Below are 14,766 nucleotides of genomic sequence, written 5' to 3'. Positions count from 1 at the left end.
GCCGGGAGCCGGGGGTTCAGCGCAGGATGCCCGCCTGCCGGGCCGCGCGGATCCAGGAGGGGAACTCCGACAGGAGCCGGTCGTACAGGTCGGGGTCCGAGATCCGGTCGATGTCGTCGACGGCGAAGAAGCCGACGTTGTCGACGCGGCGGCCGGGCATCGTGTCGAAACGCTCCAGCACCCCGAAGCCGGCCCGGCCCAGGCCGACGAACTGCCAGAACACCGGCTCCTCGACGGCCTCCCGCAGCTCCCGCTCGATCTCGGCGTTGCGGTAGACCCCGCCGTCGGAGAAGAAGAGGACCAGGGTGGGCGCGGGTACCGGATTGGCCCGTACGAAGGCGCGCACCTCGGCGATGACCTTCTGCTCCTCGTTCTGGAAACCCACCTGCCGCATGTCGACCTGGCCGGGCTCCAGGCCCCTGGGGGCCCGCTTGCGGCCGAAGACGCTCATCTGGCCGACGCGCACGTGCAGGCGCAGCCACTCCGGGAGGTCGCCGATGGCGAGGTCGGGCAGCCGGGCGGGGTGGGTGGCGAAGGTCCAGGCCTGCATCTCGCCGTCGTCGTCCAGCTGCGCGGCGACGGCGGCCATCCGCTCCACCACGCCCGCGACGGTGCCCCGGGAGTAGAGGGTGCTCATCGAGCCGGAGGCGTCGAGGACCAGGACGACGCGGGCGGTGATGTCGGCGGCGCCGGCCTTGCGGAGGCTGACGGCCACCTGTTCCTTGCGCAGGGAGAGCCGGCCCCGCATCTCCGGGGGGAGCCACTCCTCGCCCTTGACCAGACGGACGACGGTCTCGGCGGGGGCGGAGGCGGGGGCGGGTACGGAGGCGGGCGCGGGGGCCGCCGCCGGGGCGGGGGCCGGGGCGGGCGTCTGCGCCGGAGCCGCGGGCCACACCGGGGCGGGCGCGGGAGCGGGGGCCGGAACGGGCGCCGGGGCGGGCGGGCCTACGGGGACGGGCGGCTGAGGGGGCGTCGGCGCGGGCGGGGCGTCGTCCACGGTGATGCCGTAGTCCGTGGCCAGTCCCGCGAGCCCGCTCGCGTACCCCTGGCCGACGGCGCGGAACTTCCACACCCCGGCCCGCCGGTAGAGCTCGCCGCCGATCAGGGCCGTCTCCGGCCCGGCCTCGATGGCGAAGTGGGCCACCTCCGCCCCCGACACCGCGTCGAGCAGCCGCAGGTGGAGCCCGGGGACGTGCCCGAAGGTGCCGCCGTCGGCGGAGCCGCAGAGCACGACGCGCTCGACGTCCGGCTCCAGGGCCGCCAGGTCGACGTCAAGGGTGTCGGCGCCGGGCCGCTTGCCGACGTGGCGTACGGCGCCGGAGGCGTGCCGGGGCTGGTTGTAGAAGACGAAGTCGCCGTCGGAGCGGACCCGTCCGCCGCCGGCCAGCAGCAGCGCGGACGCGTCCACGTCGGGCACGCCCGGCCCGGGGGACCAGCCGAGCACGGCTCTGACGGAGGATGCCGCGACCGGCAGGTTGGCGCCTTTGCTCATTGTCGTCACGTCGGACAGTCTGCCCGGTGGAGCGCGCCGCGGGCGGCGGAACCCGGCGGGCGGCCCGGACCGCCGTACGGGGTCCGGGCCGCCGCCGGCACGGGCTCAGCCCACGCGCTCAGCCCACGGGCTCAGCCGCGGAAGGCCTCCGGGCGGACGGGCGAGGCCTCGGCCAGGGCGCGGGTCACCGCGTCGGCGCCCGCGCGCAGCCCGTAGACGGGGGTGGCGGGCTGCTGGCGCCAGGACTCGTCGATGCCGCCCGCGTCCACGGTGTCGAAGCCGAGTTCGTCGATCAGGGCGCGGACGGCCTTCTTCGCCGCCTCGTCGTCACCGGCGACGGGCAGGGCCATGCGGTCCGGGTGGCCGGCCGGGAGGGGCCGCTCCAGGATGTCGGCCGCGTAGGTGCCGTTGAAGGCCTTGATCACCGGGTGGCCCAGCCGGCGTTCGGTCCAGCGGCTCTCGGTGAGGCCCTCGTCCTCGACGGCGGCGATACGGCCGTCGCGCTCGCGGGGGTAGTAGTTGTTGGTGTCGATGACGGCGAAGCCCTCGGCGGCGCCGTCGAAGATCCCGGCCGGCAGGTCGGGGACGTTCTTGAAGGGGACGGTGACCACGACGATCTCGGCGCCCAGGGCGGCCTCCTCGACGGTGACGGGTGTGGCTCCGGTCTCCTCGGCGAGGGCGGTCAGGGTGTGGGGGCCGCGGGAGTTGGCGACGCGGACCTCGTGTCCGAGGGCGGTGAGCCGGCGGGTGAGGTTGCCGCCGATGTTGCCGGCGCCGATGATGCCGATCTTCATGAGCTCTCCAGTGCGTGCGGAGTCGGATGTCGCGTCCGTCGCAACCGCCGCCCGGGCCGCCGCATTCCGCCGCTCGGCGGACTCGGGGGCGCAGATCGCCCGTACGAGCGAAATCTCGCCATTTCCCGGACAAGGAGAACCCCTTGGCGGAGCCGGCACGTCTTCCGGGGCAGCCGGGGACCGTACCGGCACGTGATCACGGGGAAAGGTACCGACGATGCTCCAGCTCCCTGCCAAGCGCACCACGTCCGTCGCCCTCACGGCCGCCCTGGGTGCGGCCGCCCTCTCCTTCGCCCTCGCCGGCGGGACCTCGGCCACCGCCGCCGCCCCGCCGTCCGTCTCCGGCAGCCCGGAAGGGGCGTTCACCCGGATCGCCGACTTCTACGGCGCGTACATCGACGCGGTCTACGACGGCGACGGCCGCACCGCGGACCGGCTGCGCTCCTTCTACCTCTCCGAGTCCCTCCAGGCCGAGCTGCGGCAGTGGGAGGAGGCCAACCACGCGAACGGGGTGCTGCGCGCCCAGAACGTGCCGCTGAAGTGGAAGGTGACCTCCGTCGACAGCGGGATGGGCAAGACCAACGCCTCGGTCACGCTGACGTGGAGCGGCGACACCACCACCACCGTCCACGTGCAGGCCGACCTGCGGACCAAGAAGATCACCTCGATCCGGGACTGACCCCGCGCACGGCGGTGGGGCCCGCCGGACGGCGGGCCCCACCGGTGTCTCAGGCGCCGCTCGCCCCGAGCATGTCCTCGCGCTCCACGATCTTCACGCGCTCGCGGCCCTGCGGCTCGCCCAGCGCCTTCTCGGCGGCGTCGAGCGCGTACCAGCCCTCCCAGGTGGTGTAGCGGACCCGGCGCTCGGCGAGGAAGGCCTCGACCGCCTCGGGCTCGGGGGCGGCGGGGGTGAGCAGCCGGCCGTTGGCGTGGTCGTCGAGGAGGCTCGCGACGGTCTCGTTGGCGTCGCCCTTGGTGTGGCCGATCAGGCCGATGGGGCCGCGGCGGATCCAGCCGGTGACGTACGTCGAGGCCATGTGCGCGCCGGACTCGATGACGCGGCCGCCCTCGTCCGGCACGGTGCCCGACTCGACGTCCCAGGGGAGCTTGGGCAGTTCGTCGGAGAGGTAGCCGACGGCCCGGTAGACGGACTGGACGTCCCAGGTGGTGAACTCGCCGGTGCCCTTGACGTTGCCCGTGCCGTCGAGCTCGGTGCGCTCGGTGCGCAGGCCGACGACCTTGCCGTCCTCGCCGAGGATCTCGGCCGGGGACTCGAAGAAGTGCAGGAAGAGCTTGTGCGGGCGGTCGCCGGTGTCGCGGATCGCCCAGTTCTCCAGGGTCTTGGCGACCATGTCCGCCTGCTTGTTGGAGCGGCGGGTGGCGATCGAGCCCTCGTCGTAGTCGATGTCCTCGGGGTTGACGATCACCTCGATGTTGGGCGAGTGGTCGAGCTCGCGCAGCTCCATCGGGCTGAACTTCGCCTGCGCCGGGCCGCGGCGGCCGAAGACGTGGACCTCCAGGGCCTTGTTGGCCTTGAGGCCGTCGTAGACGTTCGGCGGGATCTCGGTCGGCAGCAGCTCGTCGGCGGTCTTGGCGAGGATGCGGGCGACGTCCAGGGCGACGTTGCCGACGCCGAGGACGGCGACCTTCTCGGCCTCCAGCGGCCAGGTGCGCGGCACGTCCGGGTGGCCGTCGTACCAGGAGACGAAGTCGGCGGCGCCGTACGAGCCGTCGAGCTCGATGCCCGGTATGCCGAGGGCGCGGTCGGCGGTGGCGCCGGTGGAGAAGATCACGGCGTCGTAGAAGGAGCGCAGCTCGTCGAGGGAGATGTCGCCGGGGTAGTCGACGTTGCCGAAGAGGCGGACCTGCGGCTTGTCGAGGACCTGGTGCAGGGCGGTGATGATGCCCTTGATGCGGGGGTGGTCGGGGGCGACCCCGTACCGGATCAGGCCGAAGGGCGCGGGCATGCGCTCGAAGACGTCGATGGAGACGCCGGGTTCGGCGGCCGCCTCGGACTTCAGCAGCGCGTCGGCCGCGTAGATACCGGCGGGGCCGGCGCCGACGATTGCTACCCGCAGGGGGCGAGGCATGACAGGGTCCCTTCGACCGACAATCGGACTGATCAAGGAAACCCTAAACTAAGGCCACCCTAACCCCATACCCGCCTCTTGTTTATGGCCTCATAAGCCCACCTTATGACTTCCCCAAGCCCGCCTTCTGCTTGGCGGCCGCCGCCGCCCTGGCCCCCGGGGCGGCGGCTCCCCCGGCTCAGCCCTCGTACTCGGTGAGGTCGATGCCGTACAGGGCGACGGGGGCTCCCGTGGCGGGGTCGACGGTGTCGCCGTCATGCGCCATGCCGAGCTTGCGGATCACGTTGGCGGACTCCTCGTTGCCGACCCGGTTGACGGCGACGACCCGGTCGAGGCCGCGGTCCTGGAGGGCGAACTCCAGGCTGGCCTGGGCCGCTTCGGAGGCGTAGCCCTGGCCCCAGAAGGGCCGGCCGAGGCGCCATTCGACCCGCACCTGGTGCCGCGTCTCGGGCAGGTCGTCGGCGGCGGACAGGCCGACGGCGCCGATCAGCTCACCGGAGGCGAGGAGCTCGACCGCGAAGACGCCGAAGCCCTCGTCGTCCCACTCCTCCTCCCAGAGCTCGATGGCCTCGGCGGTCCCGTCCAGGTCGAGCACGGAACCGTCGCCGATCCAGCGCATCACGTCGGGGTCCGAGGTGATCTCCGCGAGGGGGACGAGGTCGTCGTCGGTCCAGCGGCGGAGGAGGAGGCGGGGGGTGCGGATCTCGGTCATGCCCCACATCCTGCCGAACCCGGCCCGACCAGGGGTAATCGGGGCGGTACCGGGGCGGGCGGTGCCGGGGCGGGCAGTGCCGGGGCGGGGCGGGCGGGCGGGCGGGGTCAGGCGACGGTGATCTGGTCCAGCTTCGCGCGCAGGTAGGCGTGCGAGTCGACCGGATCGTGCGCCACCCGGCCGACCGGGGCGGGCAGCGGCTCGACGCGGGTGTGGGCGTCGCACTCGTAGAAGTAGACCAGCGAGACCAGTTCCTCCGCCGGGGCGTGCGCGGGCGGCGGCAGGACCCGGTGGCGGCCCGCCCGCCAGCGGTCGCCGGTCCAGCGGGCCAGGAGGTCGCCGATGTTGACGGTGAGCGCCCCCGGGTCCCAGGGGGCGTCCTGCCAGCCGTCGGCGTCGGTGTGGATCTGGAGGCCGCCCGCGCCCTGCTCGCGGTCCAGGACGGTGACCGTGCCGAAGTCCGTGTGCGGCCCGATGCGGAACTGTCCGGGCAGGGGCTCCCCCACGCTGCGGGTGCCGGGGTACCAGTTGAGGTTGAACCCCCAGGTGGGGTGGCCGGTGTGGCGGGTGAAGTGGTCCTCGGGCAGGGTCAGGGCCACCGCGAGCAGCTCCAGCAGCTCGTCGGAGAGGGCGCGCATCGCCGTCAGGTACGCGGTCACGGGCGCGCGCAGACCCGGCACTTCGGCGGGCCAGGTGTTCGGCCGGAACCATTCGGCGTCCACCGAGGGCACGCCGGTGGGTTCCTCGGCCGCGAAGGACCAGGACTCCTTGAGGTCGGGCGGCGAGGCCGTCCCCTCGGCGTACGCGTTGGCCTCGGCGCCGGGGCCGAGCCAGCCGCGTCCGCCCACGCTGACCGCGTACGGCCGCTTCGCCTCGGGCGGCAGCCGGAAGAAGGAGCGCGCCGCCTCCCTGATCCGGGCGGGCAGGGACGGGTCCACCCCGTGCCCGGTGACCAGCAGGAACCCGGCCGTCTGGAGGGCCTCGTCCACCCGGCCCGCGATCCGGGCGCGCTCGGCGGGGCCGCCTGAACGCCACCCCGCGAGATCGATGACGGGGACCTGGGACTTCGCCATGGGGACCTGCCTTCCACCGGGGGGACCGGGACGAGCGTAGGGCTTCGGGGGCGTCCGGGGCCGCCGCACGGCGGAAAGTGCCCTGGAAAGGGTCCCGCCCGGGGGCCGGTGGCGCCCTACTCCGGGAGCTCGGTGCCGCAGTGGGCGCAGTGGTACGGCGACGGGTCCTCGGCCAGGCGCCCGCAGGCGGGGCAGACCCGGTGGAGCAGGCAGGCCGGTTCGCCGCCCTCGGCGGGCGGCGCGGGGCGCGGCGCGTCGGGGTCCGGGGCCCCGGAGGGCCTGGGGTGCGTGGTCATGCCTGCCGCTCCTTCGCTGCCGCCGGGGGCCGTCGGCCCCGCCCCGGTCCGCATCCGCATCCGCATCCGCATCACGGGCGCATACCCCCGGCGCCCGGCCGCACACGGATGGTCGATACAGTCATGTCCGGAACGCGACGGCCGCACACACCCCGGCCGCGCGGCCCGCCGTCCGGTCGACCACCAGGGCGGGCGGGGCCGCCCGCCCCCCTCCTGCCCCGGCCCCGCACCGAAATCCCGCTCCCGCATGCCTGCTCCCACCCGTATCCCCACCGTTCCCGGCGCCCCGCCCCGGCCCAGCGCCGTGGCCGCCTTCCACAGCGTCAGCGCCGCCACGACGGTGCTGCTGGCCCTCGTCGCCATCGGCGCGGCGATCCACGAGCCGGTGCTGATACCGCCGCTCGCCGCCAGCGCCGCGCTGGTGCACAGCGCCCCCACCCTGCCCCTGGCCCAGCCGCGCGGGGTGATCATCGGCCATATGATCGGCGCGGCCTGCGGCTACGCCGTGCTGGCGGCCGCGGGCGGGTCGGCCTGGGCGGCGGCCGTGGCGGCCGGGCTCACGCTGGCCCTGCTGACCCTCGCCCGCACCCCGCACTCCCCCGCCGTGGCCACGGCCGTGGTGACCGTGCTCCAGGCCCCGGCCCCCGGCCGCTTCGTCCCGCTGCTCTTCGGCTCGACCGTGCTCCTGGTGCTCACCGGATACGCCGGGTCCCGCATCCGCCGCACCGCCCCGAGGTACCCCGCCTACTGGTGGTGATGACCCGCTGGCGCGCCTGCGCCGCACCGAGGGGGCCCGGGCGCTACTCCTAGTCCGTGGAGATTTCGACGAAGGACGTGTTCGGGGCCCCCTGCTGGGTGAGTCTGATGGCCCGCGACCTGGAGGCCTCCCAGCGCTTCTACGGGGCGGTCGCGGGGTGGACGTTCCGGCCGGCCCGGCTCGGCTCGGCCTTCTCCGTGGCGGTGCTGGACGGCGTACCGGTCGCGGGGATCGGGGCGCTGGCCGGGGACCTGGCCGTGGCGGTGGCGTGGACCCCGTACTTCGCCGTCGACGACGTCGACGTGGCGGCGGCCCGGATCCGCGAGCGCGTGGGCACGGTGGCGGTGGGCCCGGTCTCCTTCCCCGGCGGCGGCCGGGCGGCGCTGGTCGCCGACCCGGACGGGGCGGTGTTCGGGATCTGGCAGGGCCCGGTCTCCGCGGGCTGGCGCGTGGGGCGGGGCTCCTCCCCCGCCTGGCTGGAGCTGCGCACCCGCAACGCCTTCGACGCGGCCCTGTTCTACGGGGAGGTCCTGGAGTGGGCCACGGGCCGCGCCGGCTGCTGCGAGGTCTCGTACGAGGAGGAGCAGGTCGTCCTGCGACAGGGCGGGGAGCCGGTCGCGCGGCTGGACAGCGGGCCGGTGGAGGTCGGGGCCTACACCCCGCACACCCGGCCGCGCTGGCACGTCCACTTCCGGGTCCCGGAGCTCGACCCGGCCGTCGAGGCGGCCCTCGACCTCGGCGGGCGGACGGTCTCGGTGGTCACCTCGGACGGCCGGGAGCGCTCGATCATGCTGCGCGACCCGGACGGGGCCCTGTTCACCCTCACCGAGCGGATCGGCGAGGCCGGGGAGGAGGGCGCGGACTGAACCGCGGTCGGCTCAGCCGAGGAACGACAGGCGCACCTGACGCTCCGGATTGTCGGCGTTCGTGTCGACCAGGCAGACCGACTGCCAGGTGCCGAGCTGGAGACGGCCCCCGACGACCGGCAGCGTGGCGTGCGGGGGGACGAAGGCCGGCAGGACGTGGTCGCGGCCGTGCCCCGGGGAGCCGTGCCGGTGCTGCCAGCGGTCGTCGGCGGGGAGCAGGGTGCGCAGGGCGCCGAGCAGGTCGTCGTCGCTGCCGGCGCCCGTCTCGATCACGGCGATGCCGGCGGTGGCGTGGGGGACGAAGACGTTGAGGAGGCCGTCGCGGCCGGCCGCGGCCTCGGCGAGGAAGCGCTCGCAGTGGCGGGTCAGGTCGGTGACGGTCTCGGCGCGGCCGGTCGTCAGGTCGAGGACCCGGGTGGTGAATCGGTCGGACATACGGGCCATGATCGCGCACCGGGCCACGGTTGCGCCGAGCGCTCGCCGCCGTACGGGCGGGTTGGGACACTGGCGGCGTGAGGTGGTGCCGATGGACCCCGTGGCCGCGCTGGACCGGATCGCCTTCCTGCTGGAGCGGGCGCAGGCCCCCACCTACCGGGTCCGGGCCTTCCGTACGGCGGCCTCGGCACTGACCCGGATGGGTGCGGCGGAGACGGCGGAGCGGGCTGCCGCCGGAACGCTGGAGGCCGTCAGGGGGATCGGGCCGAAGACGGCCGCGGTGGTGCGCGAGGCGCTGCTCGGGGAGGTTCCGGGGTACCTGCGGGGGCTGGAGGACGAGGCCGCGGCGATGCCCGCCGGGCCCCCGCCCTCCCCGGCCGCCCTGGCGCTGCGCGCGGCCCTGCGGGGCGACTGCCACCTGCACTCGGACTGGTCGGACGGCGGGAGCCCGATCGAGGCGATGGGCCGGGCCGCCGCCGGGCTCGGGCACGAGTGGGCGGTGCTCACGGACCATTCGCCGAGCCTGAAGGTCGCGCGGGGCCTGTCGCCGGAGCGGCTGCGGGAGCAGCTGGAGGTGGTGGCGGAGCTGAACGCGGGGTGGGCGCCGTTCCGGCTGCTCACCGGGATCGAGTGCGACATCCTTCCGGACGGTTCGCTCGACCAGGAGCCGGAGCTGCTGGAGCGGCTCGACCTGGTCGTGGGTTCGGTGCACTCCAAGCTGCGGATGGAGGCCCCGGCGATGACCCGGCGGCTGCTGGCGGCGGTGCGCAACCCGCTGATGGACGTCCTCGGGCACTGCACGGGCCGGCTGGTGACCGGGCGCACCCGGCCGGAGTCCGCCTTCGACGCCGGGGCCGTCTTCGCGGCCTGCGCGGAGTCGGGGACGGCGGTGGAGATCAACAGCCGCCCCGAACGCCTGGACCCGCCGCGCCGGCTGCTGCGCCTGGCGGTCGGGGCGGGGGTCCTCTTCGCCGTCGACACCGACGCCCACGCCCCGGGCCAGCTGGACTGGCAGATCCTGGGCTGCGGCCGGGCGGCGGAGTGCGGGGTCCCGCCGGAGCGGGTGGTCAACACCTGGCCGGCCGAGGACCTGCTGGCCTGGACGCGCACCCGGCGGGTGCCGGGCTAGGGGTGTCTGATCGCCGGATCAGGCCGGGCCGGCGGCCCCGTCACCAGGCCGCGGCATGGCCGGCGCTGCGCGCCAGGAGCAGCAGGACGTCCGCTCCCGCCACCGCCAGCACCCCGAGGAACGGGATCCGGCCCGGGGCCCGGGACGTGCCCAGGAGCAGGGCGCCCGTAAGGGTCAGGAGGGGCCAGCCGTACGGGGTCACGTGCCCCGGCGGGCCCAGGACCAGGAGGGCCGCCGAACCGAGGACGAGCAGCGCGGCCACCGTGGCCGCCCGGCGGGCGCCGAGCCGCTGCGGGAGGCCGCGCACGCCGGCGGCGAGGTCGTCGGCGATGTCGGGCAGGACGTTGGCGAAGTGGGCGCCCGCGCCGAGCAGCGCGGCGGCGCCGGTCAGCCAGGGCGGCGGCCAGGGCGCGCCGGGCAGCCCGAGGGTGACGAAGGCGGGGAGGAGGCCGAAGGCGACGGCGTACGGGAGCCAGGACGCGGCCGTCGCCTTGAGCCGCAGGTTGTACGCCCAGGCGGCCGCGACCCCGGCGAGGTGCGCGGCGCCGGCCGCCGGGCCCGGGGCCAGCGACAGCGGGACGCACAGGGCCAGGGCCGTGAGGGCGGCGGCGGTCCCGGCGGCGGCCGGGACCCCGCCCGTGGCCAGGGGTTTGTCGCGGCGGCCGGCGGCCCGGTCGCGCGTCAGGTCGACGCGGTCGTTGCACCAGCCCACCGAGAGCTGCCCCGCCGCCACGGCCGCCGCCGTGAGGGCGGTCCCGGCGGTCCCGCGTCCGGCGGCGGCCGCCAGGACGGCGGCGAACAGGGTGACGGCGGCGGCCGGGAGGGGGTGGCAGGCCCGCAGCAGGCCGCCCACCGGGGCCGTCGGGAGGGGGAAGGCGGGCGAGGGGGCGGGCACGGCGTCACGCTACGCCGTGACGGCACGTTGGATTCACGCCTTTCGCGCGCTTCACCCCGGTTCGCCCGGTTCTTCCCTATGTTGGGCCAATGACCCGAGTCCTGTCGGTGCGCAGCGTGTTCCCGCCCCACCTCTATCCGCAGGATCGGATCACGCGGGCGCTGGTCGGGTGCCTGCCGCCCGGCTCGGACGCCGACGCCGCCCTGCTGCGCCGGGTGCACGCCTCGGTGCGGGTCGGCTCCCGCCACCTCGCCCAGCCGCTGGAACGTTACGGCCCGGACGCCGACTTCGGCACCACCAACGCCCTCTTCCTCCGCACCGCCCTGGAACTCGGCGCCGAGGCCGTCGAAGGCGCCCTCGCCGGGGCCGGACTGACGGGGCCGGACATCGGGCTGGTGGTGTCGACGACCGTCACCGGGCTCGCCACCCCGTCCCTGGAGGCCCGGCTCGCGGTCCGGACCGGGCTGCGGCCCGGCGTGCGGCGCGTCCCGCTCTTCGGGCTGGGCTGCGCGGCGGGCGCCGCCGGGCTGGGGATGCTGCACGAACAGCTCGCCGGGCGCCCCGGGCAGGCCGCGCTGCTGCTGTCCGTGGAGCTGTGCTCGCTGACCCTCCAGCCCTCCGACACCTCGATGGCGAACCTGGTGGCGGGGGCCCTCTTCGGTGACGGGGCCGGGGCCCTGGTCGCGGTGGGGGCCGGGCACCCCCTGCACGAAGGCTCCGGCGGCCCGTCGGTGGTCGACGCGCGCGGCCGCCTCTACCCGGGCACGGAGCACCTCCTCGGCTGGGACATCGGCCACTGGGGGCTGCGCATGGTGCTGGGCCGGGAACTGCCCGAGCTGGTGGGGCTGCACGTGGTGGAGGAGGTCGAGTCCTTCCTGGCCGGGCACGACCTCAAGCCTTCCGACGTCGACGTCTGGATCTGCCATCCGGGCGGCCCGAAGATCCTCGACGTGCTGGCCGGCTCCCTGGGCCTGCCCGGGCACGCCCTCGCGGCGAGCCGCCGGTCGCTGGCCGCCGTGGGGAACCTGTCCTCCGCGTCCGTCCTGCACATCCTCGGCGCCGTCCAGGCCGCCGGGCCGCCCGCGCCCGGATCGGTGGGGCTGATGCTCGCCTTCGGTCCGGGTTTCGCCTCCGAACTCGTCCTGCTGCGCTGGTGAGGTGCCCATGCCGCTGTTCCCGTCGATCCCCTCGACCCCACTGACCTGGTACTTCCTCCTCCTCGCCCTGGTCGTCGCCGAGCGGCTGGCCGAGCTGGCCACGGCCCGGCGCAACGCCGCCTGGAGCCTGGCGCGCGGCGGCCGGGAGTACGGCCGCAGCCACTACCCGGCCATGGTCGCCCTGCACGCCGCCCTGCTGGCGGGCTGCGCGGCGGAGGCCGTGCACCGGCCGTTCCTGCCCGCGCTCGGCTGGCCCGCGCTCGGCGTGCTGGTGGCGGCGCAGGTGCTGCGCTGGTGGTGCGTGCTGTCCCTGGGGCCGCGCTGGAACACCCGGGTCATCGTGGTGCCCGGGCTGCCCCTGGTGGCCTCGGGGCCGTACCGGCTGCTGAGGCACCCCAACTACGCGGCGGTGGTGCTGGAGGGGCTGGCGCTGCCGCTGGTGCACACCGCGTGGGTGACGGCGCTGGCCTTCACCGTGCTCAACGCCGTGCTGCTGCGGGTGCGGATCCGCTGTGAGAACTCCGCGCTCACCTACGCCCGTACGGCCGATCCGCTGCTGGGCCTGGTGCGGTGATCGACCTGCTCGTGGCGGGCGGCGGCCCGGCCGGGCTGGCGACCGCGATCCACGCGGCGCTGGCCGGGCTGGAGGCGGTGGTCCTGGAGCCGCGTCCGACGCCGGTCGACAAGGCCTGCGGGGAGGGGCTGATGCCGGGCGCCGTCCGCCGGTTCGAGGAGCTGGGGGTGGTGGTGACGGGGCGTCCGTTCCACGGCATCGGCTATGTGGACGGGGTGACGGGGCTGCGCGCGGAGGGGCTCTTCCGCGCGGGCCCCGGACGCGGGTGCCGCCGTACGGACCTCCAGGCGGCGCTCGCCGACCGTGCGGCGGCGCTCGGGGTACGGGTGCTGGCGCGGCGCGTCGGGGAGGTCCGCCAGGACGGGCGGCGGGTGTGCGCGGCCGGGCTGACGGCCCGTTACCTGGTGGCGGCGGACGGGCTGCACTCGCCGGTGCGGCGGGGGCTGGGCCTGGGGGTGCCGGCCGCGCCGGGGCGGCCGGCCCGGTACGGACTGCGCCGGCACTACGCGGTGGCCCCGTGGAGCGACCTGGTCGAGGTGTACTGGGCGCCGGGCGCGGAGGCGTACGTGACCCCGCTGGCGGCGGACCGGATCGGGGTGGCGGTGCTGACGTCGGAGCAGGCGCCGTTCGACGTGCAGCTGGCCCGCTTCCCGCTGCTGGCGGCCCGCCTTCCGCCGCCGCCCGACCGGGGCGGGGTGCGCGGCGCCGGGCCGCTGCGCCAGCGGGCGCGGACCCGGGTGGCGGGGCGGGTGCTGTTCGTGGGGGACGCGGCGGGGTACGTGGACGCGCTGACCGGGGAGGGGCTGACCCTGGCGGTCTCGGCGGCGGGGGAACTCGTACGGTGCGTGCGCGCGGGCCGCCCGCAGGAGTACGAGCGGGCCTGGCGGAAACTGTCGCGCACCTACCGAACCCTGACCTCGTCCCTGCTGTGGGCCCGCCGCCGGACGCCGCTGGCAGGCCGGATCGTCCCACTGGCGGCCCGGCTGCCGGGGGTGTTCACGGGGGCGGTGAACCTCCTGGCCCGGTGAGCCCCCTCCCGACCACGGCCGCCCGGCGGGCGGAGCCAGCCCGCCGGGCGGCCGGCGGGCGGGGCGGGTGCGCCGGCGCCGGGGGCGAGGCGAGCGGGCCGGGTGCGCAGCGAGGCGGGCCGGGTCGGGCGGCTGCGCGGCGGGCGGGGCCGACGGCGAGGCGGGCCGGGCCGGACGCGCGGCGGGCACCGCAGGTGCGCGGGCGAGGCGGGTCAGGTGCGCGGCGCGGCGGGCCGGGCCGGGCAATGCGTGGCGGGCGGGCCGGGCCAAGTGGCGCAGCGAGCCGGGCCGGGCGGGTGCGTGGCGGGCGGGCCAGGCCGAGTGGCGCACCGTGCCGGGCCTGGCGGGCGGGCCGGACCGAGTGGCGCAGTGAGGCTGGCGGGCGTGCTGCGAGGCGGGGCGGCTGGGCGCGCAGCGAGCCGGGCCGAGCCAGGTGGGTGCGTGGCGGGCGGGCCGGGGCTGGTGGCGCGGCGGGCGGGTCGGGTGCGCAGCGGGCCGGGCTGCGTGCGCTGCGAGGCTGGCGGGCGCGCGGCGAGCCGGGCCGGGCTGGGCGCGCAGCGGGCGAGGCGGGCTAGGCCGGGCGCGCGGCGAGGCAGGCCGCGCGGCGACGCGAGTCGGGTGCGCGGCGAGGCGAGCAGGCCTGCCGCGCGGCGAGGCGGGGCGGGGCGGCTGGGCGCGCGACGAGCCAGGCCGGGACGGGCGGGTACGTGGCGGGCGGGGCGGGTGCGGGGCGGGGGCGGCACCGGCTGTGGCGTTGCCGACGCGCCGGGCGGGCGGGAGCGTGGGGGCGGGCGAGCGCCGGGACGCTGGGTGGTCGTGGTGCCGGGCGTCTGGGCCCACTCGGGCAAGGGGTACCGAGGGGGAAGCCCCCGGTCGCTCGTGGGCGGCCGGGGGCTTCCGGGGTGGGGGTCAGGCTTCTTCGTCGGTGCGGGGGCGGTGCGGACGGTAGGCCAGTGCGACCCCGGCCAGGACCGCCGCCGCGCCGGCGCCGAGCACCGCCGCGACCCCGGCCCACGGGTACGGCGCGCCGAGGGTGCCTTCGAGGGGGTTGAAGAACGCGACCCCGCCGACGATGTGCAGCGCGACCACGGCCAGCGCGGCCACCGCCGCCCCCCGCCACACCGCCGGGGTGTCCCGGACGGCGAGCAGGGCGCCCAGCGGCAGGCAGAGCAGGGCCACCGCCAGGGGCACCAGCCGGCCGGGGTCGGGCGGCTGCGCCAGGTCCCCGGGCAGGTGCAGCACCCCGCAGAACAGCAGGGCGGCGGCCGTCGGCCAGCGCAGCGCATGCCCCAGCACTCCCCCGCGCCGGGCCGCACGGACCGCTATGGCGTCGGCCTCGTGCGCGGCCCCGGCGGATACGGGGCGGGTGGGTACGGGGCGGGTGGGTGCGGGACGGGCCGCGCGGGCCGGCGGCATCAACAGAACTTTTTTGGCATATGCCGCATATTCGGCGCTGGTGCGAGCAGGC

General features: G+C 76.4%; 16 protein-coding genes. 7 read left to right on the top strand and 9 right to left on the bottom strand.

The genetic code is table 11. The features are described 5' to 3' along the window. Positions 1-16 precede the first annotated feature (16 nt). A complete protein-coding gene (locus tag ABT403_RS36035) occupies positions 17-1,492 on the bottom strand; it encodes a VWA domain-containing protein (RefSeq protein ID WP_344158960.1) in 1,476 nt (491 codons plus the stop codon). 131 nt (positions 1,493-1,623) lie between these two features. After that, the gene (locus ABT403_RS36030) at positions 1,624-2,445 is read right to left on the bottom strand and encodes an NADPH-dependent F420 reductase (RefSeq protein ID WP_344158101.1); all 822 of its coding nucleotides are present in this window, start codon (positions 2,443-2,445) and stop codon (positions 1,624-1,626) included. 58 nt (positions 2,446-2,503) lie between these two features. Between ABT403_RS36030 and ABT403_RS36025 the strand changes: the two genes are divergently transcribed. Beyond that, on the top strand, positions 2,504-2,965 hold the full coding sequence (locus ABT403_RS36025) for a hypothetical protein (protein WP_344158099.1): 462 nt from the start codon (positions 2,504-2,506) through the stop codon (positions 2,963-2,965). Between the two features lie 49 nt (positions 2,966-3,014). Here ABT403_RS36025 and ABT403_RS36020 read toward each other — a convergent pair whose 3' ends face one another. The 4 genes from ABT403_RS36020 to ABT403_RS36005 all read right to left on the bottom strand — a co-directional run bounded on the left by ABT403_RS36020 (position 3,015) and on the right by ABT403_RS36005 (position 6,457). Further along, positions 3,015-4,376, bottom strand: a complete 1,362-nt coding sequence (locus ABT403_RS36020) for an FAD-dependent oxidoreductase (protein WP_344158097.1) — start codon at positions 4,374-4,376, stop codon at positions 3,015-3,017. A 178-nt stretch (positions 4,377-4,554) separates the two neighbouring features. Then, positions 4,555-5,088, bottom strand: a complete 534-nt coding sequence (locus ABT403_RS36015; RefSeq protein WP_344158094.1) for a GNAT family N-acetyltransferase — start codon at positions 5,086-5,088, stop codon at positions 4,555-4,557. 107 nt (positions 5,089-5,195) lie between these two features. Next, positions 5,196-6,161 carry an isopenicillin N synthase family dioxygenase gene (locus tag ABT403_RS36010; RefSeq protein WP_344158091.1) on the bottom strand — a complete coding sequence of 322 codons (966 nt, stop codon included), beginning with the start codon at positions 6,159-6,161 and terminating at the stop codon, positions 5,196-5,198. Positions 6,162-6,277: 116 nt separating this feature from the next. Further along, entirely contained in the window at positions 6,278-6,457 is a 180-nt protein-coding gene (locus ABT403_RS36005; protein WP_344159012.1) for a hypothetical protein, read from the bottom strand. 247 nt (positions 6,458-6,704) lie between these two features. On the opposite strand from ABT403_RS36005, the gene ABT403_RS36000 reads away from it, so the two are divergent. Continuing rightward, on the top strand, positions 6,705-7,214 hold the full coding sequence (locus ABT403_RS36000; protein WP_344158088.1) for an HPP family protein: 510 nt from the start codon (positions 6,705-6,707) through the stop codon (positions 7,212-7,214). 107 nt (positions 7,215-7,321) lie between these two features. Then, the gene (locus ABT403_RS35995; protein WP_344158958.1) at positions 7,322-8,080 is read left to right on the top strand and encodes a VOC family protein; all 759 of its coding nucleotides are present in this window, start codon (positions 7,322-7,324) and stop codon (positions 8,078-8,080) included. 12 nt (positions 8,081-8,092) lie between these two features. On the opposite strand, the gene ABT403_RS35990 is transcribed toward ABT403_RS35995, so the two are convergent. Further along, on the bottom strand, positions 8,093-8,515 hold the full coding sequence (locus ABT403_RS35990; protein WP_344158085.1) for a YjbQ family protein: 423 nt from the start codon (positions 8,513-8,515) through the stop codon (positions 8,093-8,095). Positions 8,516-8,606: 91 nt separating this feature from the next. On the opposite strand from ABT403_RS35990, the gene ABT403_RS35985 reads away from it, so the two are divergent. Beyond that, positions 8,607-9,644: a PHP domain-containing protein gene (locus ABT403_RS35985; RefSeq protein WP_344158082.1), complete on the top strand. Its 1,038-nt coding sequence runs from the start codon at positions 8,607-8,609 to the stop codon at positions 9,642-9,644. A gap of 40 nt (positions 9,645-9,684) precedes the next feature. On the opposite strand, the gene ABT403_RS35980 is transcribed toward ABT403_RS35985, so the two are convergent. Further along, entirely contained in the window at positions 9,685-10,539 is an 855-nt protein-coding gene (locus ABT403_RS35980) for a UbiA family prenyltransferase (protein ID WP_344158079.1), read from the bottom strand. Between the two features lie 89 nt (positions 10,540-10,628). On the opposite strand from ABT403_RS35980, the gene ABT403_RS35975 reads away from it, so the two are divergent. From ABT403_RS35975 to ABT403_RS35965, 3 genes are read left to right on the top strand one after another with little or no spacing between them, the layout of a single operon-like run. Continuing rightward, on the top strand, positions 10,629-11,696 hold the full coding sequence (locus ABT403_RS35975) for a type III polyketide synthase (protein WP_344158076.1): 1,068 nt from the start codon (positions 10,629-10,631) through the stop codon (positions 11,694-11,696). A 40-nt stretch (positions 11,697-11,736) separates the two neighbouring features. Beyond that, on the top strand, positions 11,737-12,270 hold the full coding sequence (locus tag ABT403_RS35970) for an isoprenylcysteine carboxyl methyltransferase family protein (RefSeq protein WP_344158956.1): 534 nt from the start codon (positions 11,737-11,739) through the stop codon (positions 12,268-12,270). Continuing rightward, positions 12,267-13,298 (top strand): NAD(P)/FAD-dependent oxidoreductase, encoded by a 1,032-nt coding sequence (locus ABT403_RS35965; protein ID WP_344158073.1) that lies wholly within the window; start codon positions 12,267-12,269, stop codon positions 13,296-13,298. Before ABT403_RS35970 ends, ABT403_RS35965 begins: the two co-directional genes overlap by 4 nt. Positions 13,299-14,207: 909 nt before the next feature. Here the strand turns inward: ABT403_RS35965 and ABT403_RS35960 are convergent. Next, positions 14,208-14,714 carry a hypothetical protein gene (locus ABT403_RS35960; RefSeq protein WP_351650726.1) on the bottom strand — a complete coding sequence of 169 codons (507 nt, stop codon included), beginning with the start codon at positions 14,712-14,714 and terminating at the stop codon, positions 14,208-14,210. Positions 14,715-14,766 lie beyond the last annotated feature (52 nt).

This window comes from Streptomyces sp. NPDC000075, from assembly GCF_040301925.1.
GTDB classification, from domain to species: domain Bacteria; phylum Actinomycetota; class Actinomycetes; order Streptomycetales; family Streptomycetaceae; genus Streptomyces; species Streptomyces polychromogenes.
Note: the sequence above shows the minus strand (reverse complement) of the source record. Positions and strands in the feature narration are given on the sequence as shown.